The organism is Pseudomonas sp. HN2-3 (genome assembly GCF_020691745.1).
Classification (GTDB): domain Bacteria; phylum Pseudomonadota; class Gammaproteobacteria; order Pseudomonadales; family Pseudomonadaceae; genus Aquipseudomonas; species Aquipseudomonas capeferrum.
In genome coordinates this window covers 3,401,953-3,424,041 of record NZ_CP085704.1, presented here as the reverse complement: position 1 = coordinate 3,424,041, position 22,089 = coordinate 3,401,953, and the positions used below count along the sequence as shown (strand labels likewise).

Annotated in this window: 24 protein-coding genes and 1 pseudogene; 16 read left to right on the top strand and 9 right to left on the bottom strand. The window is 61.6% G+C overall.

Annotated features, from left to right (window positions below; translation table 11 throughout):
• Nucleotides 1–9 precede the first annotated feature (9 nt).
• Nucleotides 10–474 (bottom strand): Lrp/AsnC family transcriptional regulator, encoded by a 465-nt coding sequence (locus LJX93_RS15610; RefSeq protein ID WP_227696163.1) that lies wholly within the window; start codon nucleotides 472–474, stop codon nucleotides 10–12.
• A gap of 249 nt (nucleotides 475–723) precedes the next feature.
• Between LJX93_RS15610 and LJX93_RS15605 the strand changes: the two genes are divergently transcribed.
• The 5 genes from LJX93_RS15605 to LJX93_RS15590 all read left to right on the top strand — a co-directional run bounded on the left by LJX93_RS15605 (nucleotide 724) and on the right by LJX93_RS15590 (nucleotide 5,489).
• Nucleotides 724–1,947, top strand: coding sequence for a diaminopropionate ammonia-lyase (locus LJX93_RS15605; protein ID WP_033698526.1), 1,224 nt, complete (start codon nucleotides 724–726; stop codon nucleotides 1,945–1,947).
• Between the two features lie 75 nt (nucleotides 1,948–2,022).
• Nucleotides 2,023–2,475, top strand: coding sequence for an APC family permease (locus tag LJX93_RS27315; RefSeq protein WP_265106048.1), 453 nt, complete (start codon nucleotides 2,023–2,025; stop codon nucleotides 2,473–2,475).
• Entirely contained in the window at nucleotides 2,445–3,653 is a 1,209-nt protein-coding gene (locus LJX93_RS15600; protein ID WP_265106047.1) for an APC family permease, read from the top strand. Before LJX93_RS27315 ends, LJX93_RS15600 begins: the two co-directional genes overlap by 31 nt.
• A 15-nt stretch (nucleotides 3,654–3,668) precedes the next feature.
• Nucleotides 3,669–4,850, top strand: a complete 1,182-nt coding sequence (locus LJX93_RS15595; RefSeq protein WP_227696162.1) for a M20 aminoacylase family protein — start codon at nucleotides 3,669–3,671, stop codon at nucleotides 4,848–4,850.
• Nucleotides 4,851–4,946: 96 nt separating this feature from the next.
• Nucleotides 4,947–5,489, top strand: a complete 543-nt coding sequence (locus tag LJX93_RS15590) for an AAA family ATPase (RefSeq protein ID WP_033698523.1) — start codon at nucleotides 4,947–4,949, stop codon at nucleotides 5,487–5,489.
• On the opposite strand, the gene LJX93_RS15585 is transcribed toward LJX93_RS15590, so the two are convergent.
• Both LJX93_RS15585 and LJX93_RS15580 read right to left on the bottom strand, forming a co-directional pair.
• Nucleotides 5,475–5,672, bottom strand: coding sequence for a hypothetical protein (locus tag LJX93_RS15585; protein WP_050506073.1), 198 nt, complete (start codon nucleotides 5,670–5,672; stop codon nucleotides 5,475–5,477). The two genes, LJX93_RS15590 and LJX93_RS15585, sit on opposite strands and share 15 nt — an antisense overlap.
• Nucleotides 5,657–5,890: pseudogene (locus LJX93_RS15580) on the bottom strand (branched-chain amino acid ABC transporter permease); the annotation flags it as partial. The pseudogene LJX93_RS15580 and the gene LJX93_RS15585, both read right to left, overlap by 16 nt.
• 154 nt (nucleotides 5,891–6,044) lie before the next feature.
• On the opposite strand from LJX93_RS15580, the gene LJX93_RS15575 reads away from it, so the two are divergent.
• The 8 genes from LJX93_RS15575 (at nucleotide 6,045) to LJX93_RS15540 (ending at nucleotide 13,934) form a co-directional block, all read left to right on the top strand.
• On the top strand, nucleotides 6,045–6,509 hold the full coding sequence (locus tag LJX93_RS15575) for an Lrp/AsnC family transcriptional regulator (protein ID WP_081874722.1): 465 nt from the start codon (nucleotides 6,045–6,047) through the stop codon (nucleotides 6,507–6,509).
• Nucleotides 6,510–6,764: 255 nt separating this feature from the next.
• Nucleotides 6,765–7,616 carry an STAS domain-containing protein gene (locus LJX93_RS15570; protein WP_033698521.1) on the top strand — a complete coding sequence of 284 codons (852 nt, stop codon included), beginning with the start codon at nucleotides 6,765–6,767 and terminating at the stop codon, nucleotides 7,614–7,616.
• 4 nt (nucleotides 7,617–7,620) lie between these two features.
• Nucleotides 7,621–7,983: an STAS domain-containing protein gene (locus LJX93_RS15565; RefSeq protein WP_033698520.1), complete on the top strand. Its 363-nt coding sequence runs from the start codon at nucleotides 7,621–7,623 to the stop codon at nucleotides 7,981–7,983.
• The gene (locus LJX93_RS15560) at nucleotides 7,980–8,384 is read left to right on the top strand and encodes an ATP-binding protein (protein WP_033698519.1); all 405 of its coding nucleotides are present in this window, start codon (nucleotides 7,980–7,982) and stop codon (nucleotides 8,382–8,384) included. The genes LJX93_RS15565 and LJX93_RS15560 overlap by 4 nt, the downstream gene beginning before the upstream one ends.
• Nucleotides 8,375–9,391 (top strand): ATP-binding protein, encoded by a 1,017-nt coding sequence (locus tag LJX93_RS15555; RefSeq protein WP_227696161.1) that lies wholly within the window; start codon nucleotides 8,375–8,377, stop codon nucleotides 9,389–9,391. Before LJX93_RS15560 ends, LJX93_RS15555 begins: the two co-directional genes overlap by 10 nt.
• Nucleotides 9,384–10,259 carry a sensor histidine kinase gene (locus tag LJX93_RS15550; RefSeq protein WP_227696160.1) on the top strand — a complete coding sequence of 292 codons (876 nt, stop codon included), beginning with the start codon at nucleotides 9,384–9,386 and terminating at the stop codon, nucleotides 10,257–10,259. The genes LJX93_RS15555 and LJX93_RS15550 overlap by 8 nt, the downstream gene beginning before the upstream one ends.
• Nucleotides 10,249–12,186 carry a response regulator gene (locus tag LJX93_RS15545; RefSeq protein ID WP_227696159.1) on the top strand — a complete coding sequence of 646 codons (1,938 nt, stop codon included), beginning with the start codon at nucleotides 10,249–10,251 and terminating at the stop codon, nucleotides 12,184–12,186. The genes LJX93_RS15550 and LJX93_RS15545 overlap by 11 nt, the downstream gene beginning before the upstream one ends.
• Nucleotides 12,187–12,386: 200 nt before the next feature.
• A complete protein-coding gene (locus tag LJX93_RS15540; protein ID WP_033698512.1) occupies nucleotides 12,387–13,934 on the top strand; it encodes a sensor histidine kinase in 1,548 nt (515 codons plus the stop codon).
• Between the two features lie 57 nt (nucleotides 13,935–13,991).
• Here the strand turns inward: LJX93_RS15540 and LJX93_RS15535 are convergent, their stop codons facing one another.
• Nucleotides 13,992–14,300, bottom strand: coding sequence for a hypothetical protein (locus LJX93_RS15535; RefSeq protein WP_033698510.1), 309 nt, complete (start codon nucleotides 14,298–14,300; stop codon nucleotides 13,992–13,994).
• Between the two features lie 244 nt (nucleotides 14,301–14,544).
• Between LJX93_RS15535 and LJX93_RS15530 the strand changes: the two genes are divergently transcribed.
• Nucleotides 14,545–14,778 (top strand): hypothetical protein, encoded by a 234-nt coding sequence (locus LJX93_RS15530; protein WP_033698508.1) that lies wholly within the window; start codon nucleotides 14,545–14,547, stop codon nucleotides 14,776–14,778.
• Between the two features lie 21 nt (nucleotides 14,779–14,799).
• Here the strand turns inward: LJX93_RS15530 and LJX93_RS15525 are convergent, their stop codons facing one another.
• A complete protein-coding gene (locus tag LJX93_RS15525) occupies nucleotides 14,800–15,657 on the bottom strand; it encodes an SDR family oxidoreductase (RefSeq protein WP_227696158.1) in 858 nt (285 codons plus the stop codon).
• 192 nt (nucleotides 15,658–15,849) lie between these two features.
• Between LJX93_RS15525 and LJX93_RS15520 the strand changes: the two genes are divergently transcribed.
• The gene (locus LJX93_RS15520; protein WP_033698504.1) at nucleotides 15,850–16,374 is read left to right on the top strand and encodes a hypothetical protein; all 525 of its coding nucleotides are present in this window, start codon (nucleotides 15,850–15,852) and stop codon (nucleotides 16,372–16,374) included.
• Between the two features lie 44 nt (nucleotides 16,375–16,418).
• On the opposite strand, the gene LJX93_RS15515 is transcribed toward LJX93_RS15520, so the two are convergent.
• On the bottom strand, nucleotides 16,419–17,621 hold the full coding sequence (locus tag LJX93_RS15515) for a zinc-dependent alcohol dehydrogenase (protein ID WP_047583372.1): 1,203 nt from the start codon (nucleotides 17,619–17,621) through the stop codon (nucleotides 16,419–16,421).
• Between the two features lie 124 nt (nucleotides 17,622–17,745).
• Here LJX93_RS15515 and LJX93_RS15510 point away from each other — a divergent pair, with 124 nt between their 5' ends.
• The gene (locus tag LJX93_RS15510; RefSeq protein ID WP_320442640.1) at nucleotides 17,746–18,108 is read left to right on the top strand and encodes a hypothetical protein; all 363 of its coding nucleotides are present in this window, start codon (nucleotides 17,746–17,748) and stop codon (nucleotides 18,106–18,108) included.
• A gap of 187 nt (nucleotides 18,109–18,295) precedes the next feature.
• Here the strand turns inward: LJX93_RS15510 and LJX93_RS15505 are convergent, their stop codons facing one another.
• Genes LJX93_RS15505 through LJX93_RS15495 form a run of 3 tightly spaced genes read right to left on the bottom strand, consistent with a single transcriptional unit; the run spans nucleotide 18,296 to nucleotide 22,019 of the window.
• Complete coding sequence (locus tag LJX93_RS15505) at nucleotides 18,296–20,497, bottom strand: xanthine dehydrogenase family protein molybdopterin-binding subunit (RefSeq protein WP_227696157.1); 2,202 nt, start codon at nucleotides 20,495–20,497, stop codon at nucleotides 18,296–18,298.
• A complete protein-coding gene (locus tag LJX93_RS15500) occupies nucleotides 20,494–21,495 on the bottom strand; it encodes an FAD binding domain-containing protein (RefSeq protein WP_227696156.1) in 1,002 nt (333 codons plus the stop codon). Before LJX93_RS15500 ends, LJX93_RS15505 begins: the two co-directional genes overlap by 4 nt.
• Entirely contained in the window at nucleotides 21,492–22,019 is a 528-nt protein-coding gene (locus LJX93_RS15495; RefSeq protein WP_227696155.1) for a (2Fe-2S)-binding protein, read from the bottom strand. Before LJX93_RS15495 ends, LJX93_RS15500 begins: the two co-directional genes overlap by 4 nt.
• Nucleotides 22,020–22,089: the final 70 nt, after the last annotated feature.

The following is a 22,089-nucleotide window of genomic DNA, read 5'->3' as shown; positions in this document are numbered from 1 at the left end:
GTGCGCGCCTCAATCCAGGGTAGGTACGAATACTCCCGTCTTCACATTGCTCATCGAGACCAGCGTCTTGAACCGCTTCACGTTGTTGCTCTGAAAAAACAGTTCACGCGTGAGCTGCGTGTACTGCTCCATGTCGCGCACCAGCAGGATCAGCACAAAGTCGCACTCGCCGGCGACATAAAAGCACTGCTGCACCTGCGGGCAGGCCAGAAAGGTCTTTTTCATGGCGTCGAGTAAATCCAGTCGCTCGTTCTCGACTTCCACCTGAGCGATGACCGTGAGTGTGTAGCCAAGCTTTTGCGCATCTACCTGTGCAACGGTGCCGCGAATGACGCCATCCTCGGTCATCTTTTTCAGCCGCCTGTTTACCGCTGCGGAGGAGAGATTGACCTGGCTGCCAAGGTCCAGTTGTGAAGTACCAGCGTCGCGCTGCACCGCGTCGAGCAAGGCCAGGTCGAAGTGATCGAGGGGCATGGTGAATAGTCCGTAATGGAAAGGGTGTGGAGTGATGTAAATCGTAATAGAAGTTCATGTCTTCACTGAAAATCAAGATTCTAGTGCGCAGCAGCTGAATAGAATTTCTCCATAGGTTGATCAGGGTGCAAGACCGGGGCTTCCGGCACCGTTTGCGCACCATCGGCTGATTCCTTCTCTCGATCCCAACCCGCTGAGGCCTGAATGCAGCGGTAGGGGCGTCTTGTTGCCTGTTGAAAGGAGTGCTGCATGTTTATCGCCAACCCCAAGGCCAGCCGCCAGCCTTACCCGGACTCGCTAAAAGCGGTCATGAGCATCGCCAAGGCCCATGAAAGCCGCCAGTGGCTGTCCCACTGGTCACAGCTCAATGCGGGAGCAACACCCTTGTATTCCCTGCCTGACCTGGCAGGTGCGCTTGGTGTGGCGCAGATCATGGTGAAAGACGAATCCGTGCGCTCGGTGTTGGGCAGTTTCAAGGCTTTGGGCGCACCCATCGCGCTGGTGCGGCTGGTCTTGCGGACCTTCCCTGAACAGCAGTTTGACCCGCATGGGCTGCTGGACGGTAAATACGCCGGGGTGCTGGCGGACTTCACCGTGGTCAGTGCCACCGATGGCAACCACGGCAAAGGGCTGGCGGCTGCCGCGCAAAGCATGGGTTGCCGCTGCGTGATCGTGCTGCATGCGCAGGTCAGTATCGAGCGCGAGCAGGCCATCGCCGCCTACGGCGCACAGATCGTGCGGATCACTGGCAACTATGACCAATCTGTCGAGCACGCTGCTGCCCTGGCCGCCAGCAACCACTGGGTGGTGGTTTCCGATACCTCCTACGACGGTTACGAGGTGATCCCCCGTGATGTCATGCAGGGCTACGGCACTATCGCGGCGGAAATCGTCGAGGCGACGGCTACGGCTGCGGCACAACCTGCTTTCACCCATGTTTTTCTGCAAGGCGGGGTAGGTGGCCTGGCGGCAGGCATCGTCAGCTACCTGTGGGAGCGGTACGGGGCAGACCGGCCGACCTTCATCATGGTTGAGCCGGTGCAGGCCGATTGCTTGTACCAAAGTGCGCTTGCCGGCAGACCGGCACGGGCGACCGGCTCGGTGGACTCGGTGATGGCCGGGCTGGCGTGTGGCGAAACCTCGCCGTTGGCCTGGCGGTTCCTGGCCGCCAGTGTCGATTACTTCATGACCATCGAAGATGACCAGGCCATCGCAGCCATGCGCCGCCTGGCCGCTGGCAGTGCGCGGGACATTCCACTGGTGGCGGGTGAATCGAGTGTCGCCGGGCTGGCTGCTCTCGGTTGCCTGGTCGAAGGCGCAGGCCGCGCTACAGACCTGGGCATCAACGCCAATTCACGGGTGTTGTTGATCAGCACCGAAGGCGCCACCGCCCCCGGTGTCTACGCCGAGCTGCTCGGCGAGAGCGCGGAGTCGGTGCTGGCCCGCCAGAGCGCCTGGGCGCCCGCCGCCTGAGCCCTAGGCAGGTTTACCCAAGGGCTTGGGCCAAGCGCTTGGGTGCTCCACACAAGAACAACAATCGGAGACTCCATGAACACGATAAAACGAGACATCAGCCCGTGGTCGCTGATGCTGACCGGCCTCGGCTCCATCATTGGCTCAGGCTGGCTGTTTGGCGCCTGGCACGCTTCGGCCATTGCCGGGCCGGCTGCAATCCTGGCATGGGTGATTGGTGCAGTCGTCGTCCTTGCGATCGCCCTCACATATGCCGAAATGGGCGCCATGTTCCCGGAATCAGGCGGCATGGTGCGCTACGCACGGTACTCGCATGGATCGCTGGTGGGTTTCATGGCCGCATGGGCAAACTGGATCTCGATCGTTTCAGTCATCCCCATCGAAGCGATTGCCTCGGTCCAGTACATGGCCTCCTGGCCATTCCCCTGGGCGAGGGCGTTGGTGCATCAGGGTGAACTGACCAGCACAGGGCTGGTCGGCAGCGGGGCATTGGTCTGGTGTATTTCGCCCTCAATTACTGGGGGGTGAAACTGTTCGTCAAGACCAACACGGCCATTACCGTGTTCAAGCTGGTGGTGCCTGCATTGACTGCGGTGGCGTTGAGCATGGCCTGCTTCAACAGCGAGAACTTTGGTGACGGTTCAGTCTCCAGTTTCGCCCCCTATGGGTGGTCAGCCGTGTTCACGGCCGTTGCCGCCAGCGGCATCGTATTCAGTTACAACGGTTTCCAGAGCCCGGTCAGCCTCGCCGGGGAGGCCCGCAACCCGGGGCGTAGCATCCCGTTCGCGTTGATCGGCTCGGTGCTGATCGCTTTGATCATCTACGTGCTGCTGCAGGTGGCCTTCATCGGGGCAGTAAGCCCTGAAAGCATTGCTTCGGGCTGGCACAGCCTGAACTTTGACTCGCCGTTGGCGCAGCTGGCCTTGGCGCTGAACCTCAACTGGCTGGCGATGCTGCTTTATCTGGACGCGTTCGTGAGCCCATCGGGTACGGGGGCAATCTATACCGCGACCACTGCGCGAATGATCTATGCGATGGAGAAGAACAACACGCTGCCCAAGGTGTTCGGCAACCTCCACCCCCTGTATGGCGTCCCGCGTCAGGCGATGTGGCTGAACCTGGCGGTGAGCTTTGTCTTCCTGTTCTTCTTCCGGGGGTGGGGCACGCTGGCTGCGGTGATTTCTGTCGCGGTGATCATTTCGTTTTTGACAGGCCCCGTCAGCGTGATGTCCTTGCGGGTGCATGCAGCCGATGTCAAACGCCCTCTGCGTTTGAATGGCATGCCCGTCATAGCGCCATTTGCCTTCATCTGTGCATCGCTGGTGTTGTACTGGGCGCGCTGGCCATTGACCGGCCAGGTCATCCTGCTGGTGATCGGTGCTTTGCCCCTGTACTTCTACTACCAGGCCAAAAGCGGCTGGACGGGGTTTGCTCGTGAGGTGCGTGCCGCAGTGTGGTTGATCGGCTATTTGCCGGCCATGGCGCTGGTGTCCTGCATCGGCAGTGAAGCATTTGGCGGGCTTGGCATCTTGCCTGAGGGTGTGGACATGGCCGTCGTGGCAGCTGTCGCATTCGCGTTCTATCGCTTGGGGGTTCGCAGTGGCTACCGCACCCCGTATCTGGCCGAGAGCAGTGTCTGGCACAACGACGACGCGGCGCACTCGATACCTCAACCGTCTGATCGACACCCTTCGCTGACCCAGTAACAGGAGACTTCCAGCATGAGCAACGAGCAAGCATTCGAGCAGCGCATCAAGCAATGGCGGCACACCTTCCATCGCCACCCTGAAACCGGATTCGAAGAGTTCACGACAGCAGACGAGGTTGCCAGCATCCTCACAGGTCTAGGCCTGGAAGTGCACAGGGGAATAGGCGGAACAGGGGTTGTCGCAAGCCTGACAGTCGGGGAAGGGCGTGGGGTAATCGGCATTCGCGCCGACATGGATGCCTTGAACATCACCGAGCAGGCGAAAGGGCGCGCTCACGCGTCCTGCAACCCTGGAAAGATGCATGCCTGTGGCCACGACGGGCACATGGCAATGGTCCTGGGCGCTGCAGCGCTTCTGTGCAGTCGGCGCGACTTCGAGGGTACCGTCAGGTTCATCTTCCAGCCGGCCGAGGAGCACGGCCGCGGTGCCAAGGCGATGATGGCGGACGGGTTATTCGAGCGCTTTGCGGTGGATGCCATCTACGGTGCCCACAACATGCCAGGCATGCCGGCAGGCCATATCGCCACGCGCGCCGGGGGGATCATGGCCAGCGAAGATAACTTCGTCATCCATATCCAAGGGCGGGGCACCCATGCGGCTCGGCCGCACATGGGTATCGACCCCTTGGTGATTGGCGCCGAGATCGTACTGGCGTTGCAAACCATCGTTTCGCGCAACGTCGACCCCAGCTTGCCTGCAGTGGTTTCCTGCACCGAATTCATCACCGACGGTATTCGCAACGCCATCCCCACGCATGTGACGATCAAAGGGGACACCCGCAGTTACAGCCCTGAGGTGCAGCGTCTGCTTGAGCAGCGCATGCGCGAGATCAGTGAAGGCATCTGCCGAATGCATGGCGCCACCTGCAGGTTCGAGTACAGCCACGAGTTTGCGCCGACCGTGAACTGGGCGAACAATACCGACATTGCCATTGCAGCTGCACGCAATGTGGTGGGTGACAAGGCCGTAGACCCAGAGGTGTCACCCATGATGATTTCCGAAGACTTCGGCGCATTCCTCCAGACGGTGCCAGGCAACTTCGTGTTCATTGGCAACGGCGCAGAGGGGCAGGACGGAGCGACGCCCCTGCACAATGCCGGCTATGACTTCAACGATGAAATACTGGTGACCGGTGCGCGGTACTTTGCCGAGTTGGTGAGGGTCAGTCTTCCTGGAACACACGTGAAAGAGTAAGAAAGTGTAATTCGGCGCCTGTGATCGCATTCTGGTCTTGGGTTGCCCGACCAAAACCCGCACAATCGCCGGCTTTTTTCGCCACAGGAAGCCGCCATGCAACGGATTGTGATTCTGGGAAATGCCGGCAGCGGCAAATCGACCCTTGCCCGCGCCTTGGGCAAGCGCCTCGGCCTGCCGGTGGTTCACCTGGACACCCTGTTCTGGGAGCCCGGCTGGGTCGAGCCTGACGCCGAGCAGTTCCGCACCCGGGTGGGTGCAGCGATTGCGGGGCAGGCCTGGGTGTGTGAAGGCAACTATGCCCGGCGCACCTTCGACCTGCGCCTGCCCCGTGCCGACCTGGTCATCTGGCTCGATACGCCTCGGCTGACCTGCTTCAAGCGGGTGATCGTACGCAGCGTGATGAACCGGCCCCGGTCGGACCTGCCCGCGGGGTGTACAGAGAAGCTCGACCGGGCGTTCCTGACGTTCCTGAATTTCGTGTGGCAGTTCGACCGTGGCTACCGCCCAGGTATCGATGCACTGCGCCAGGCGCTCGGGCCCGATGTTCCTACCGTGCACTTGCGCGGCGGCCGGCAGATCGATGCATTTCTAGAAAGCTTGCCCGCAGCCGGCATGCTCGCCTCAGGCGGGCAGTAGCGCCCGCAACGCGGCGGTCACGATGATGGCGAACAGCACCACCGGTAACAGGCAATACCGTGAAGCGGCATACGCGGTGAGCGCCAGGGCGACGAGGTCGGCTGGGGAGCCAGAGACCAACCAGGGCGCTAGCAAGGCGACCAGCAGGCAGCCCGGCGCGGCGCCGATCATGGCTTTGCCCATAGATAAGCGCCGACCAGGCCCGCCAGCGTACCCGCCAGCACGTACCAGGCACCGGGAATCAGCAGGTAGAACAGGTCAGCCGTGATCAGGCTGAACAGCCAGGGCATGGCGGCGTGCACGCCTCGCCACATGCCGTTGAGCAGCACCAGCAAGACTGCGCTAAAGGCCATGTCCAATCCGTAGCTGCGCAGGTCGCCCAGCAGCGGCAGCACCAGCGCGGGTGAAGCGTTCAGTAAGGGTTCAAGGGTTGTCATGGCTTCCTCCAGTGGAGGCAAATTATTTCAATGTATCGCTGAAATTGGCTTGCGTAGTTGCGCGCATGCGCCGAGGATTTGGCATCAGATGCCGAGAAACTCCATTTAAAGGTTTTGCATGCCAATCAAACTCGACGCTATCGATCGCCGTATCCTGCGGGCGCTGCAACGCGACGGCCGTCTACAGAACCAGGAGCTGGCCAAGCAGGTGGGGCTATCCCCCTCGCCGTGCTTGCGGCGGGTGCGCCTGCTGGAAGAAGCGGGGGTGATCGAGCGCTACGTGGCGCTGGTGGACCCGGCCAAGGTGGCGCTGGGCCTGACCCTGTTCGTGCGGGTGTGGCTCAAGCGCCAGGACCAGCAGACCACCGATGAATTCGTCGAGGCAGTGCGCCTGCTGCCCGAAGTGGTGGAGTGCCATGTGATGGCGGGCGATTGCGATTTGCTGCTGCGGGTGGTCGCGGCGGACCTGGACGCTTACCGTCGGTTCCAGATCGCGCACCTGACCAGCCTGAGCGTGGTGCAGAACGTCAAGACTGAAGTGCCTATGGAGAAGATCAAGTTGACGACCGAGTTGCCGGTTTGAAAGGCGCTTCGGAAAGGTAGTAGGGCTGCGATGTGCTTGGCGGGAGATAAGGGGAGAACACTAGCCGCCGCCACCCTATCTCGAAGACGGTCGCCACCAACGCACCCCACAAACTTGGCCTAAAGTTAGTCCCACACACGGTGGCGCAATGCAATTATTTGCCGATCGCCACAACTATTCTCATCGGCAAATGTCACTTTCCGGAGCCGGCACGATTCTCGGGGCACCGGCTAGGCATATCGGAGCGAACTTGACATGGCAGCACTGCAAAGCAGTACGTTGGAAGCGATTGTCGGCAATCAGGCGCAGTTGCAGCGTAGTTGGCTTGAAGCTCTCGAAGCCAAGGGGGCGGCGCGTAATATCCGTGAACAGGACCTGCGCCAGGAGACCCGTGATTTCCTGCAATTGGTGATCGACGGCCTGGGCCGTGAGAGCAGCACCCACATTGGCGCCGAAGGCTGGGAGGAGACGCGCCGCTTCCTGGAAAAACTCTCTGCCAGCCGTGCGCAGGTCGGTCAGGAATCCCACCAGACCGCGTTCTTCATCTTTGCCCTGAAAGGGCCGCTGTTCGACCTGCTTCAAGCCCATTACCGCGAGCAGCCCGCGCTGCTGGCCGAACAGCTTTGGGAAATATCTTCACTGTTCGATGCCTTCGGGCTGCACACCATCCGCACCTACCAAAAAAACCGCGAGGCAGTGATCAAGCGTCAGCAAGAGGAACTGCTGGAGCTGTCCACCCCGGTGGTGAAACTGTGGGAGGGCGTACTGGCGCTGCCATTGATCGGCACGCTTGACTCCCAGCGCAGCCAGACGGTGATGGAGTCGTTGTTGCAACGCATCGTCGACACAGGCTCGGAAATCGCCATCATCGACATCACCGGTGTGCCGACGGTCGATACCCTGGTGGCCCAGCACCTGCTCAAGACCGTAACCGCCATCCGCCTGATGGGCGCCGACTGCATCATCAGCGGCGTGCGCCCGCAGATTGCGCAAACCATCGTGCACCTGGGCCTGGACCTGGGCACCCTGACCACCAAGTCCAACCTGGCCGATGCGCTGAAACTGGCGCTGTCGCGCCTGGGTACCACTGCTGGCGAGCGAGTGTGAGGCAATGGAGCGTATCCCCATATTGCAAATGGGCGAGTTCCTGCTGGTGACCATCCAGGTCGACATGCATGACCAACTGGCACTGCGCCTGCAGGACGATCTTACCGATCGCATCGAACACACCAGCGCCCGGGGCGTGCTGATCGACATCTCGGCGCTGGACATGGTCGATTCGTTCATCGGCCGCATGATCGCCACTATTTCGGGGTTGTCACGGATCATGGATGCCGAGACCGTCCTGGTCGGCATGCAGCCAGCGGTCGCGATCACTTTGGTGGAGCTCGGGCTAACCCTGCCCGGGGTCAGCACTGCACTCAATGTCGATCGTGGCATGCACCTGTTGCGCAAGCGGGTAGGCCGCCCATGACCATTCGCGAGCATGGCAGCCAGCCGGTACGCATCGAACAGGACGTCGTGCTGGCCCGCCAATTGACGCGCAAGCTCGCCAGTGACTGCGGCATGCGCCTGGTCGACCTGACCAAGCTGGTCACGGCCGTCAGTGAACTGGCCCGCAATACCGTGGTGTACGGCGGGGGTGGCGACATGGACTGGGAGGTCATCGAAGAGGCCGGCCGTACGGGTGTACGTCTGGTCTTCCGGGATGAGGGGCCAGGCATTGCCGACATCAAACTGGCGTTGACCGATGGCTGGACATCCGGCAGTGGCTTGGGCCTGGGCCTGACCGGGGCGCGACGCCTTGTCGATGAGTTCGAGCTGGATACCGCTCCCGGGCGAGGCACCCGGGTAATGATCACCCGATGGATATGAACCTGACTGCAAGCCTGACCCAGGTCCTGCGCATTGACGATGCTACCCAGGTCGGGCACGCCCGACGGGTCGTGCAGAAACTCGCCGAACAGCAGGGCTTTGACGCCACCGATGCGGGCCGGGCGGCCATTGTCGCGACCGAACTGGCCAGCAATGTGCTCAAGCATGCCAAATGCGGCGAACTGCACCTGCGCGTGCTTGGCCCTGCCAGCCAGCCTGGCATCGAACTGATGGCGGTGGATCGCGGCCAAGGTTTCGACCTCAACCATTGCCTGGTCGACGGTTACTCCACCGGCGCAACCGCGGGTATTGGCCTGGGCGCTGTCAGCCGCTTGGCGCAGGTATTCGATGTGCACAGCGATGCCCAAGGGGCCGTGGTGCTGGCGCGCCTTTATAAACAGGCTGATACGCCCAGGGACATTCGCCTGGGTATCAGCCAGCATTCGCTGCATGACGACCCGGCCTGCGGTGATACGTGGCACGTGACGCTCGGCGAGCAGCGTTTGAGTGCGTTGCTGATCGACGGCCTGGGCCATGGCGAGGAGGCTGAACGCGCCGCCAAGGCCGGTGCCCAGGCGTTCGCCCAGAGCCCGTTCAGTGCACCGCTTCATCTGCTGGGCGAATTGCACCAGGCCATGGCAGGTACGCGCGGTGGGGCTGTTGCGATTGCCCAGTATGAAGGGGGGCACGACAGCGTGAAGTTCATCGGCATCGGTAACATTGGCGCAACATTGGTCGGTGGCGATAGACCGCGTGGCCTGGCCTCTCACCCGGGCATCGTCGGTGGTCAGTACCGCAAGGGGCAAGTGTTCGACTACGCTCATGTGAAGGGGAATCTGTTGATCATGTTCAGTGACGGCCTGCAATCTCGCTGGAACCTCCAAGCCTACCCGGGCCTGGTGCACCGCCACCCGGCCGTGATCGCTGCGGTACTGCATCGCGACTTCTGCCGTGGGCGGGACGATGTGACTGTGCTGCTGCTCGACCTGGAGACCGTGCATGCCTGAGTCAACGCCCGAAAACCGCGCCGCGCAGGCTGCCTGTGTGGCACGCCTGCAGGCCGAAAATGAAGCGCTGCGCGCAGAACTGGAAGAAACCAACCAGGGGGTGCTGGCGCTCTACGCAGAGCTGGACACCCAAGCCGAGCAGTTACGCCAGGCATCGGACCTGAAAAGCCGCTTCCTTTCCTACATGAGCCATGAGTTCCGCACGCCGCTGGGCTCGATCCTGAGCATCACCAGCCTGCTCGCCGATGAGGTGGACGGGCCGCTGAGCAAGGAGCAGCAATTGCAGGTGGCCTTCGTCAGCATTGCAACGCGCGAACTCAGCGACATGGTCGACGACCTGCTCGACCTGGCCAAGATCGAGGCCGGGCGTATCACCATCTCGCCAGCCTGGTTCGACATGCTCGACCTGTTCGCCGCCTTGCGCGGGATGTTCCGGCCGATTGTCGACACCGGTAGCGTGGACCTGATCTTCGAAGAGCCGGAGGGGTTGCCGCGGATCTACACCGATGACAAGAAACTGGCGCAGATCCTGCGCAATTACATCGCCAATGCCCTCAAGTTCACCACCCGCGGTGAGGTGCGGGTGTCGGCGCAACTGCTGGGCAGCGACCAGATCCGTTTCGCTGTCACCGACACCGGCATCGGCATCGCCCCTGAGCTGCTGGGTGGCTTGTTCGAAGACTTCGCCCAGATCGACTCGCCGCTGCAAAAACGCCTGCGCGGCACCGGCCTTGGTCTGTCACTGTGCAAACGCTTCGCTGCCTTGCTGGACGGCGAGGTGGGGGTGGAGAGCGTGCCGGGCGCCGGTTCCACGTTCTTTGTCATCATTCCGCTGGCTTTGGCTCAGGAGGGCGCTGATGAACCCTGACATTCGCCTGCTCATCGTCGACGACAACGCAGCCACCCGCTATGCCCTGCGCCGGCGCCTGGCGTTGCATGGCTACCAGATCCTCGAAGCGGGCACCGGTGGCGAGGGGTTGACACTGATCCACAGTGAGCAGATCGATGGGTTGATCCTGGATGTCAACCTGCCCGACATGAGCGGCTTCGATATTGTCCGGTTGCTCCGTGCCGACCCTGAGACCGCCTTGCTGCCGGTGATTCACGTGTCGGCGGCGTCGATCCAGACCGGCGACATCATTACCGGGCTCGATGCCGGTGCCGACGCCTACTTGGTGCACCCGGTGGACCCGGATGTACTGGTCGCCACCCTGCGGACCCTGATGCGGGTGCGCGATACCGAGCGGGCACTGCGCGCAAGCGAGGCCAACTTCCGGGAAATTTTCAACAATGTGTCGGCACCGATCGCCGTGCTCGATGCCGGGCTCAAGGTGCATGAGTGCAACCGTGCATTTGCCCAGCTGATCCAGGACAACCGCAACCCCGACACACTGCAGGAGTGCTTTGTCGACGGCCAGCATGCCGCCATTGTCGCCTTGCGCCAGCACATGGCCGATGGCCGGCGCTGGCGTGGCACCCTGGGCATGAGCGTGCGCGGCCTGCAACGCGACACCGAATGGCAGCTCTCGCCCTACCGGGCGCCGGGGTTATGCCTGGTGTTTGTCGAGGACGTCACCGAGCATCGCCACCGTGAGCGCTCGCACCTGGCGCGCCTGGACGACGCCAATACCCGCCTGGCGCGGGAAATGGCGCAGCGGGCGCAGACCGAGGCGCAATTGCTGCAATTGCAGAAGATGGATGCCCTGGGCAGCCTCACAGGCGGGATCGCCCATGATTTCAACAACCTGCTGACCGGTATCATTACCAGCCTGGAACTGATCCGCAAACGGGTGGGGCAGAACCAACTGGAGAAAATCCCCACCTACGCAGACGCTGCGCTCAGTTCGGCCATGAGCGCGGCATCGCTGACCCACAGGCTGTTGGCGTTCGCACGTCAGCAACCGCTCGACACCCGCCCAGTGGACGTCAACGAACGGGTTCGTTCGCTTGAAGAGCTGATCACCCGCACCATTGGCGAACGTATCGTGCTGCAGCTGGCGCTTTCCAGCGAGCCGACGATTGCCCTGGTCGACCCGATCCAGCTGGAGAGCGCAGTGCTCAACCTGGTGATCAACGCCCGTGATGCCTTGGCCCAGGGTGGGCATATCTGGGTCAACACTGCCGCGAGTTGGTCGCACGGCAATGCCTACCTGCAAGACGGCCCCTATGTGGCGGTGACCGTACGCGACGATGGCGCTGGCATCGAGCCTGAGGTTTTGGAAAGGGTCTTCGACCCCTTTTTCACCACCAAACCGGTCGGCCAAGGTACCGGGCTGGGGTTGTCGACCATCTACGGCTTTGCCCGCCAATCGAGCGGGCATGTGTCGATCCGCAGCGTGCCAGGGCAGGGCACCGAGGTGACGTTGATGTTGCCGGCCAGTAGCCGTCAGGTGGCCTGTGAGGAGCAAGCGTCGCCGTTGAACCACCAGGGCGCCGGCGAGCATGTGCTGGTTGTCGAAGACATGGCCTCGGTACGCCTGTCGGTGGCAGAAGTGCTGGCCGATGCGGGTTATCGTTGCACCTTGGCGGAAACCACCGAACAGGCGCTGGACTGCTTGCGTGAAGACGCCAGTATCGAATTGCTCTTGACCGATGTCGGGCTGCCAGGCATGAGCGGCCGCGAACTGGCGGATATGGCGCGTAGTTACCGCCCGGCGCTACCGGTGCTGTTCATAACCGGCTACGCCGAGACTGCGCTGGATCGTCAGGCGTTCCTGGATACCGGGATGGACCTGCTGATCAAACCGTTTCAGGTCAGTGACCTGCTCCATAAGGTGCGAATAGGCCTTGGGTAGCGCAGGGCGCATCTGCTTGCCGCGCAGTTAGACTGTTTTCGTCGTTGCGCCCAGGCGATGAGCGGTGATAAACCAGATAGCTGAATTCACGTCTGTCAGCCATGTTCTTAGCTTGGCATCTGCTGCTATGTTACGTGACGTCTGGCACAGCGGCGCAACCGTTTCAGCGTGCATCTCAACCAGCTTTGGATATCGTCCCCATGCATCAAACCCCTGACGAAACGATTCGCGCCGCGTTGCAGAAGTCGCACGCCAGGCTTCATCGCCAGCATGAACTGGTGGTCGAGTACGGCGTCATGTCACTCAAGTCGTCTGACCTGGATACGTTGCTGACCCAAGCCTGCTCTGCCGTGGCCAAGGGCATGGACACCCGCTTTGCCAAGGTGCTTACGCCGATACCCGACAGCGATGAGTTTTTGCTGTCCCATGGTGTGGGTTGGGATGACGCTGATATCGGGCACGCCACGGTGGGTGGCGATATCGCCAGCCCTGCGGGCTACGCCATCTCGACCTACAGGCCTGTGCTGTCGAACCATCTGGGGCAGGAGCAACGTTTCAGAACCCCCTCGCTGCTCAAGAAATACGGCATCGAGCGAGCGATCAACGTGCCTATTCGAGGCACCACCGCCCCCTTTGGTGTACTCGAAGCGGACAGCAGCAATGGCGAAGACTTCATCGAAAGCGACCTGGTGTTCCTGGAAGGCATTGCCAATGTCATCTCCATGGCGGTGGAAAGGATCACGGCAGGCGCAGAAATGCAGTCTACGGACCCGTATTCCGAAAGTGTGCTGAACGCCAGCCCTGACTGCGTGAAAATCCTCTCGGCGAGCGGCGATATCGAGTTCATGAACGATGCTGGCATGTGCCTGTTGCACATCGGCGACCTCGCTCAGATACGTGGGGTGGCGTGGCCGCAGATCTGGCCAGATGAATCCCGCAGTGTGGTGCTGGACGCTATCAGAAGAGTAGCGGGTGGGGAGTCAGCGCGCTTCGAGGCGTTCTGCCCGACCCTGCAGAATGAGCCGAAATGGTGGGATGTGACGGTGGCGCCAATATTTGGCGAGCAGGGCGAATTTGCAAAGATTATTGCCGTGTCGCGTGACATTACCGAACGTCGGCATCATGAAGCCCAATTGTTATCGTTGATCGATGCACAAAATACCAAGTTGAATAAAACCGACCTGCACCTGGAAGAAATCCACCACCGGGTGAAGAACAGCCTGCACTTGGTCAACACCTTATTGCTGTTGCAGGCAAACATGGCCGCTGATGAAGCGGTCAAACTGCAACTGGAAACAGCCGCGACCCGGGTATTGACCATTGCCAGCGTCCATGAGCGTCTTTATCAGAATGCTGAAACGCAACACGTGCGCGTCTCGGATTATCTAGAGGCGCTACTGGGTGATCTGGGCAAGGCATTGGCCGACCGCAAGATAGTGCTGCATGCTGACACGTTCATTCTTGCGCCCGAAAGAATGGCGCCACTGGGCCTGGTGATATCCGAACTGATCACTAACTCGCTGAAGTATGGAAGAGGCACGGTGGATGTCAGCGTAATGGGCCACGGTGATCATGCCCTGATCACGGTATCGGACGAGGGCGATGGCTTTCCGGAGTCTTACCCCAAACCTACCGGTACCGGGCTGGGCATGCGCCTGGTAAAAAGCTATTCGGGCTATGGCAGCCTGGCGATCACGGTGGATCGCAGTGAACGTAAAAGCACGATTCACGTGCGCTTCAAACTCTAGCGACATGCGCCTGCGTTCTGGCCCCAGGGCAGCAATGCCACCCCGGGGTCAATGGCATCAACGATTTTTGTCCTGGTGCTGCGTATCGCCTTGATCGGCTTGACCGCCGCCCATACGGCCAGGGTCAGACGGGTTTTGCCCGGTGGGTTGATCAGTACCTGCCTGACCTCCCTTGCTACCGGTGTCGCTGGAGCGTTCCCAATCCTTGTTCATCTTGTCTTCAGGCTTTTGCCCAGGTTGCTGGCTGCCTTTTTGTTTGTCGGGCATGTCACCGCCTGCACCCTGGCCACCTCTTTGGCCTGCATCGCCGGCCTTGGAGTCGGCGTTGTCGCCTTGATTTGCGCCCCTGTCCTGATTGTTAGCCATGACCGCATACCTCTATTCGAACACAGGAAGGTCTGTGTTCAGTTGTGACTCCGTGACCGTTTGAGGCTGTTCATTTATTGCGCCAGATTCAGACAAAACGCCTGAACAACTGGGGGAGCGGCATTTGTGGCTCCAATAGCCTCGGTGCTGTTGGCATTGGAGGCTGCGAATTAAAAAACTTTGCATGAGTCGTCTTGAGTCTTTGTCATAGTCAGACTAATACTAAAGAACTGCCGGAAGAGGGCTGATCATGCATAGGCGATTTGTTGTGGTTCCCGCCGTACCTCGTCAGAAAGAGATCTTGCCTCGGCGCATCGGTTTCCCCAGTGCCCTGGGCGAGGGCTACGACTTATACGACACACAAGACAAGATCCGCCTCAGTTTGAGTTTTTCAACACGCGCCGAAGCCGAGTTCGAATGTGCAACCCGCAACACTTACGACGATGCCAATGATGTGAACTTCGCCGGCAGCGGTTGAGCTGGCAAAGGCCAGGGCATTTCACAGCACAGGCTTGCCGCCCGTTACTGCGTAGCGCGCGCCAGAGATATAGCTGGCCTCATCGGACCCGAGCAATACGTACACCGGCGCCACCTCGACGGGCTGCCCCGGCCTGCCCATCGGGTAGCCCGAGCCAAAGTTCTTCACAGCCTCATCGGGCATGGTCGCCGGGATCAGCGGCGTCCAGATTGGCCCAGGGGCAACGCTGTTGACCCGGATGCCCTTGTCTGCCAGCAATTGCGCCAGGCCTGCAGTGAAGTTGGCGATGGCGCCTTTGGTGGCGGCATAGGCCAGCAACTTGGGCGAGGGGTCATCGGAGTTGACCGAACTGGTGTTGATGATCGAGCTGCCTTTGGGCATCGACGGCAAGGCCCGTTGGCAAATGCGGAAGATAGCAGTGATATTGACATCAAAGGTCATCACCCACTCGTCATCGTCGATTTCATCCAGCGACTCATGTGCCATCTGAAACGCCGTGTTGTTGACCAGGATGTCGATACGGCCAAATTGCGCCACGGTCTTGTCGACGATGTCGTAGCACTGCTGTTTTTGCCGCAGGTCACCGGGCAGCAGCAGGCATTGCCGGCCTGCGGCCTTGACCCAGCGCGCGGTTTCCTGGGCATCGTCGTGCTCATCGAGATAGGCAATGGCAACGTCTGCCCCTTCGCGGGCATAGGCAATAGCCACCGCACGGCCGATGCCGCTGTCGGCACCGGTAATCAGCGCGATCTTGCCATCGAGCCGGCCGCTGCCGGTGTACGTCTGCTCGCCACAATCGGGGTAGGGCTCCATCTTGCGTTGAGCGCCTGGCACGTTTTGCGGCTGTGACGGGAAGGGTGGGGTGGGGTAGTCGCGCATGGCAGAAGCTCCTTCAGCTGAGAACGTTCATACCGATTCGAAAGGGGTGTAGCGCGAGTGTTGGAGTGGATGCCGGGTTTCAACGACGGACGGTCAGGCCAGGCAGATACACTGAATTTTTCGCTCGCTCGATGGTTCTATCGCTGAACAGCCCGCATTTCGCGCAAGGCTTAACGACACTGGAGCCTGCAAGTGCCTCGTATCATCACGCCATCGACGCCTGAACATGAGATCGAGGAAAAGAATGCAAGAATGTTTGGTACCGCCAAGGAACGTCTTGATTTCTATCGAAGGGAAATCCAGTACGAAACCACCATCCTGGCCAACCGTACCGACGCCTATCTTGCTGCACAGTCTTTTCTGGTGATTGCGTTCGTGTCATCCATGGGCAACCTGAACCAGAGCTGGGGTGAGATGTTCACCCTGATCGTGCCTGCCTTTCTCGCGCTGCTGGGTGTTTTGAGTTCGCTCAATGCCTGGCCGGGTATTCGCGCTGCCTATCGGATCATCGATCACTGGCAGCTCAAGCAAAGCCACCTGCTGCGCAGTGAGCCGATGATGGGCTTGGCCTATGACGAATCGCCGCTGTTCTGTGAGGCTGAAACCTCCCGGGCAGGGCATCGAAAATCCCTGCTGTTCTCACTTCGCACGCCTTGGATCTTTCTCGGCTTCTGGGTGCTGCTGGGCACTTACGCGGTGTACATCCAGCTGGCCTGATCGGTTGGGGAGGGCGGGGCTTGATTGCACCGCCCTCATCAGCGCTATGCGAAGTCGCTGCCCAGGGTTCCGGGTGCCGCCCCCGGAACAAGAATGACTTTTCGGCAACTGTCCTGTTTCTGGTCGAACAGCTTGTAGCCAAGGGCTGCTTCTTCCAGGGCAAGTCGGTGCGTAACGATCATCTCCGGTTGCAGGCGCCCGGCCTCGATATGTTCCAGCAGTTCAGGCAGGTACTTGTGCACATGGGTCTGGCCCATCTTGAACGTCAGGCCCTTGTCGAACGCGTCACCGAACATGAAGGCATGAATGAAGCCGGCATACACCCCGGGCACGCTGACCACGCCGCCGCGACGCACGGCAGCGATGCTTTGGCGCAAGGCCTTGCCGCTGCTGCCCTCGATCTTCAGCGCCGTCATCACGGTTTCTGCGGTGCTGCCCTTGGCCTCGAAGCCGACTGCATCGATCACGGCATCCACACCGCGCATCCCCGGTGTGTGGCGGATGATGCTGTCGGCCGGGTCGTCATCCTGCTCGAAGTTGATCGGGACAACCCCGTAAGCCTCTTGGGCATACGCCAGGCGGTAGTCATTGTCATCGACCATGAACACGGTCTGTGCCCCAAGCATTCGCGCACAGGCAGCGCTCAGCAGCCCCACCGGCCCGGCACCGTAGATTGCCACCGACGAACCCGGGCCGACTTCAGCATTGATCACCGCCTGCCAGGCGGTCGGCAGGATATCGGAGAGAAACAGCACCTTGTCATCGGCCAGGTCGGTGGGCACTTTGAACGGGCCGACATTGGCTTTGGGCACGCGCACATAGTCGGCCTGCCCGCCAGGAATGCCGCCATACAGATGACTGTAGCCAAACAAGGCAGCCCCCGGTGGGATGCCTTTCTTGTTGACGATGGAGCCGCGCCCCGTATTGGTGGTTTCGCACGCGGCAAACAGATCGTGCTGGCAGAAGAAGCAATTGCCGCAGGCGATGACGAAGGGGATCACCACACGGTCGCCAACCTGCAGGTGGGTGACGTCCTTGCCGGTGGCCTCGACGATGCCCATGAATTCGTGGCCGAAGATATCGCCCGATTCGGTCTGCGGGATCTTGCCCCGATAGAGGTGCAGGTCCGAGCCGCAGATGGCGGTGGCCGTCACCCTGAGGATGATGTCGTCCGGCTCCTGAAGGCTGGGGTCAGGCACGGTATCGACCCGGACATCGTTGGCTCCGTGATAGGTCAACGCTCTCATGGCATGCATCTCCTGCAGTGGTGGATGTACGAGGCTAAGCAGAGGAAACTGGCGGGCACGGCAAAGTTCAGACCAACAGGTTCAGCGGCGACTTCGACCGTTGATAGTTCTGAATGAACCTATCTTGCTGCCGACGGCTCGATTGTCAGAAGCGCGCGGGATGACCGGGATGAATGCGTTTACACAGCAGGCAGGGCTGGCGCAGCGCCGCCTCGAAGCCATCAACCGATGGTTCCAGCATTTCGACGACCAGCAATTGCGCCGCGATTGCCCCAGCAGCTATCACGAGCAGCTGCTACGCCAGGCCGATGAAATGGACCGCTTGCACCTGATCGAATGGCAAGAGTGGCGTGACTTGCGGCGCCTGGCCGATTGGGCCTTTCTCAAGGCGGTGGCGGGCCTGGATTATCATGCTTTTCATACCCCCGTTGTGCATGCATACGGGCGTGTTACAGCGCCGGCACCTCATTCAGGAACACCAGTATGATTGATTTTCAGGTCGCCTGAGTGGCTGCCAGCCCGGCGCGGTTTGAGGCCGATACAAAACCTGGCGGCACGGCTGCAGCGCAGCCATGCCGCGGGGGGGCCGACCTGGTGCATCTTCGACAATACCGCTTCGGGCGCAGCCTTGGGCAATGCCCTGACAACGCTGGCCTGCCTGAGCTGAGGGCGTGCTACAGCAGCTTATCGAGCGTGATCGGAAATTCCCTCACCCGCTTGCCGGTGGCGTGGTAAATGGCGTTGGCCACCGCCGCTGCCACCCCGACCACACCGATTTCCCCCACGCCCTTGGAGCCCAGCTCGTTGACGATGTCGTCGTGCTCTTCGACGAAGATAACCTCGATTTCACCGCTGTCGGCGTTTACCGGTATGTGGTATTCCGCCAGGTTGTGGTTGAGGATTCGCCCCAAGCGGTGATCGGTTTGCGTCGCTTCGTGCAATGCCATGCCGATACCCCAGATGACACCGCCGAGGATCTGGCTGCGTGCGGTCTTGGGGTTGACGACGCGGCCCGCTGCCACAGCGCTGACCACCCGGGTGACCTTGACCGAGCCCAGGTCTTCATCGACCTGCACCTCGACGAACACGGCGCAATGGGTCGCGGTGGCGAAGGGTTTGCGCTTGGCGCTGGGCGCTGCTTCGACCTGCACCTCGAAAAACCCCTCGGGGGCACTGGCCACGATGTCCGCAAGTGCAAGGCGGTGGTTGCCTGCCTGTAGGTAGCCGTCAGCGAACGTGATTTTTTCAACCGGCGCTTTACCGACCTCAGGGTAATGCTGGCGTGCATGCGCAAGCACCTTGCTGCGCAGGGCCAGGCACGCCTGGCGCACGGCCGAACCTACCGACGACACCGTGAAAGACCCACCCTGCAGCGGCGCGGTCGGCAGCGAAGAGTCCCCCAGCACAAAGGTCACGTCTTGCACACGGGCGCCAGCGGCGTCGGCCGCGATCTGCGTCATGACGGTGTAGGTGCCGGTGCCGATGTCGGTAGTCGCGCTGCTGACGGTCAAATGCCCTGCGCCATCGATGCGCGCCTTGGCACTGGCTTTCATCTGCATGGCCTCCCAGACCCCGCCTGCCATGCCCCAGCCAACCAACTGCTGCCCATGGCGCATGCTGCGGGGTTGTGGGCGGCGGTTGCCCCAGCCAAAACGCTGGGCACCCTGGTCATAGCAGGCCAACAGCTCCTTGCTCGAATAGGGTTTGCCCTCGTTGCCATTGATGGCGGCGAAATTGCGACGGCGCAGCTCAAGCGGGTCGATGTCGGCTGCGCACGCCAGCTCATCCATGGCGCATTCCAGGGCGATCATCCCGGACGCGGCGCCCGGTGCGCGCATGTCCAGCGGGGTGTACACATCCAGGGGCGCAAGGCGGTAGCTCAGGGCAACGTTGTCGCACTGGTAGAGCATGCCGCTCCATTCCACCAGGTGCTCGGTGAAGTCCTCGAAGCGTGAGGTCTGGCCAAGCGCGTCATGGGCAATCGCCAGCAACCGCCCCTGCGAATCGGCCCCCAGGCGCAGCCGTTGCTGGGTGCGGGGCCGGTAGCCGAAGGTGAACATCTGCTGGCGGGTAAGCGTGACACGCACCGAACGTTGCAGGTGCAAGGCCGCCATCACCGCCAGGGGCAGCTGGTACTGCGGGCGCAACCCCGAGCCGAAGGCACCGCCGACGAACGCTGCCAGCACCCGGACTTTTTCCTTGGGCAGGTCGAATACCTTGTGCAGGTAGTCCTGGCAATTTTGCGTACCTTGGGTCTTGTCATGGATTTCCAGGCTGCCGTCGGCCTGGTACAGCACCGTCGAAGCATGGGGCTCCATCGGGTTGTGGTGTTCGTTGGCAGTGAGGTAGGTCGCGTCTACCTGCACCGCGGCGTTGGCAAACTGCCCGGTAAAATCGCCGCGAGGGGCGGGCGTTTCGGCGGGTGACGGGTGCGTTTTGTCGAGTACGCTGGCCAGGTCGGTTTCATGGGGTTCTTCGAGGTACTCGACCTTCACCAGCGAGCCTGCATACCTTGCCAGCTCCAGGCTTTGCGCGACCACCAGCGCCAGGGGCTGGCCGCTGTACAGCACGCGATCGTTGAACAACGGCCGAAATGGCGTGCCCTCGGCCGAGTCGGCGTCACTGTAATCGTCGTCGTAGCTGGAAACGCGAGGGCGATGGGCATGGTCCAGCACGGCGATTACCCCCGGCACGCTCAGTGCCTGGGCAGTGTCGATGCTCAGCACCCGCCCACGGGCGATCGTGCTGGACACCACGCTGCCATGCAGCAACCCGGCCTCTGGGTACTCGCCCGCATAGCGCGCCTGCCCGGTGACTTTCGCCACACCGTCGACACGGTCCATGGCCGTGCCCACTACCGCTGTTTTGATGTTCATGAAGTTGCCCCCCTGGCTTTTGCCCCGAGCGCCGCATCGCTTAATGCGCGCACGATGGCACGTTGCGCGAGGGGCACCTTGAAGCCGTTGTGGGCCAAGGGTTCTGCCCCTTGCAGCAGGACGTCGGCCGCTTGGGTGAACAGCGCCTGCGTGGGCGCCTGGCCGATCAACGTGCGTTCGACAGCCGGGTCTCGCCAGGGCTTGTGGGCCACGCCACCCAGCGCCAGGCGTGCGTCCTGGATCACGCCGCCATTGAGGTTCAACCCGGCGGCAACCGATACCAGTGCAAACGCATAAGACGCCCGATCGCGGATCTTCAAATAGCGGTAGTGGTCTTCGAACGTGGGGGGCGGCAGTTCGAGGGCGGTTATCAGCTCATCGGCGGCCAGTTGATTGTCGCGCTCCGGTGCGTCCCCGGGCAGGCGGTGGAAGTCGGCGAAGGGTATCTGGCGTTTGCCGGCCCGGCCCTGCACATGGACCACGGCCTCGAGCGCTGCCAGCGCCACACACATGTCCGAAGGGTGTGTCGCAACGCAGGCATCGCTGGCACCGAGGATGGCGTGGATACGGTTCAGGCCTGTGCGCGCCGGGCAGCCGCTGCCTGGCTCGCGCTTGTTGCAGGGTGTGCCGGTGTCATAAAAGTAGTAACAGCGGGTACGTTGCAACAGGTTGCCGCCGGTACTGGCCATGTTCCGCAACTGCGGCGAGGCGCCTGCCAGAATGGCCTCGGCCAGCAGGGGATAGTGCTGTTCGATCACAGAGGCCCAGGCCAGCTCGGCATTGCTGACCAGTGCGCCGATCAGCACGCCACCGTTCGCGGAGGCCTGAATACCGTTCAACCCGAGGCCTGTTATGTCGATCAGGCGCTCGGGGCGCACCACGTTTTCTTTCATCAGGTCGACGAGGTTGGTGCCACCGGCGATGAAACGTGAGGACACGTCGGCCAGGCCGACGGCTTCGCCGACCGATGCCGGCTTGTGGTAGCTGAACGGCGTCATGCGCGCGGCCCTCCCGGCAGGTTGGCCTTGGCGCGCATCAGCGGCAGTGCTTCTTCCACCGCCGCGATGATGTTGCTGTAGGCCCCGCAGCGGCAGAGGTTGCCGCTCATCTGCTCGCGAATGGCTTCGCGCGTGCAGGCGCGCCCTTCTTCTGCCAGGCCAACGGCGGAGCAGATCTGGCCTGGGGTGCAGTAACCGCACTGGAAGGCATCATGGGTAATGAATGCGCGCTGCAGGGGGTGCAGTTCGTCACCCTCGGCCAGGCCTTCGATGGTGACCAGGTCAGCGCCGTCACACATGACGGCCAGGGTCAGGCAGGCGTTGACGCGTTTGCCGTCCCGTAACACCGTGCAGGCACCGCATTGGCCATGGTCACAGCCTTTCTTGGTGCCGATCAGGTCCAGTTGCTCGCGCAGTAGGTCGAGCAGTGTCGTCCAGGGGTAAACCTGCAGCGACCTGGCCTGGCCGTTGATCGTCAGGCGGAGGGGGTGTGCTTCGCCACTCTGGGGGGAGTTTGCGCTCATTGGGTGTCCTCACGATTGGGGGTCGCACAGTCGACTGCGTCTACGGTGTGCGACTGACCCTGGCGGGCAA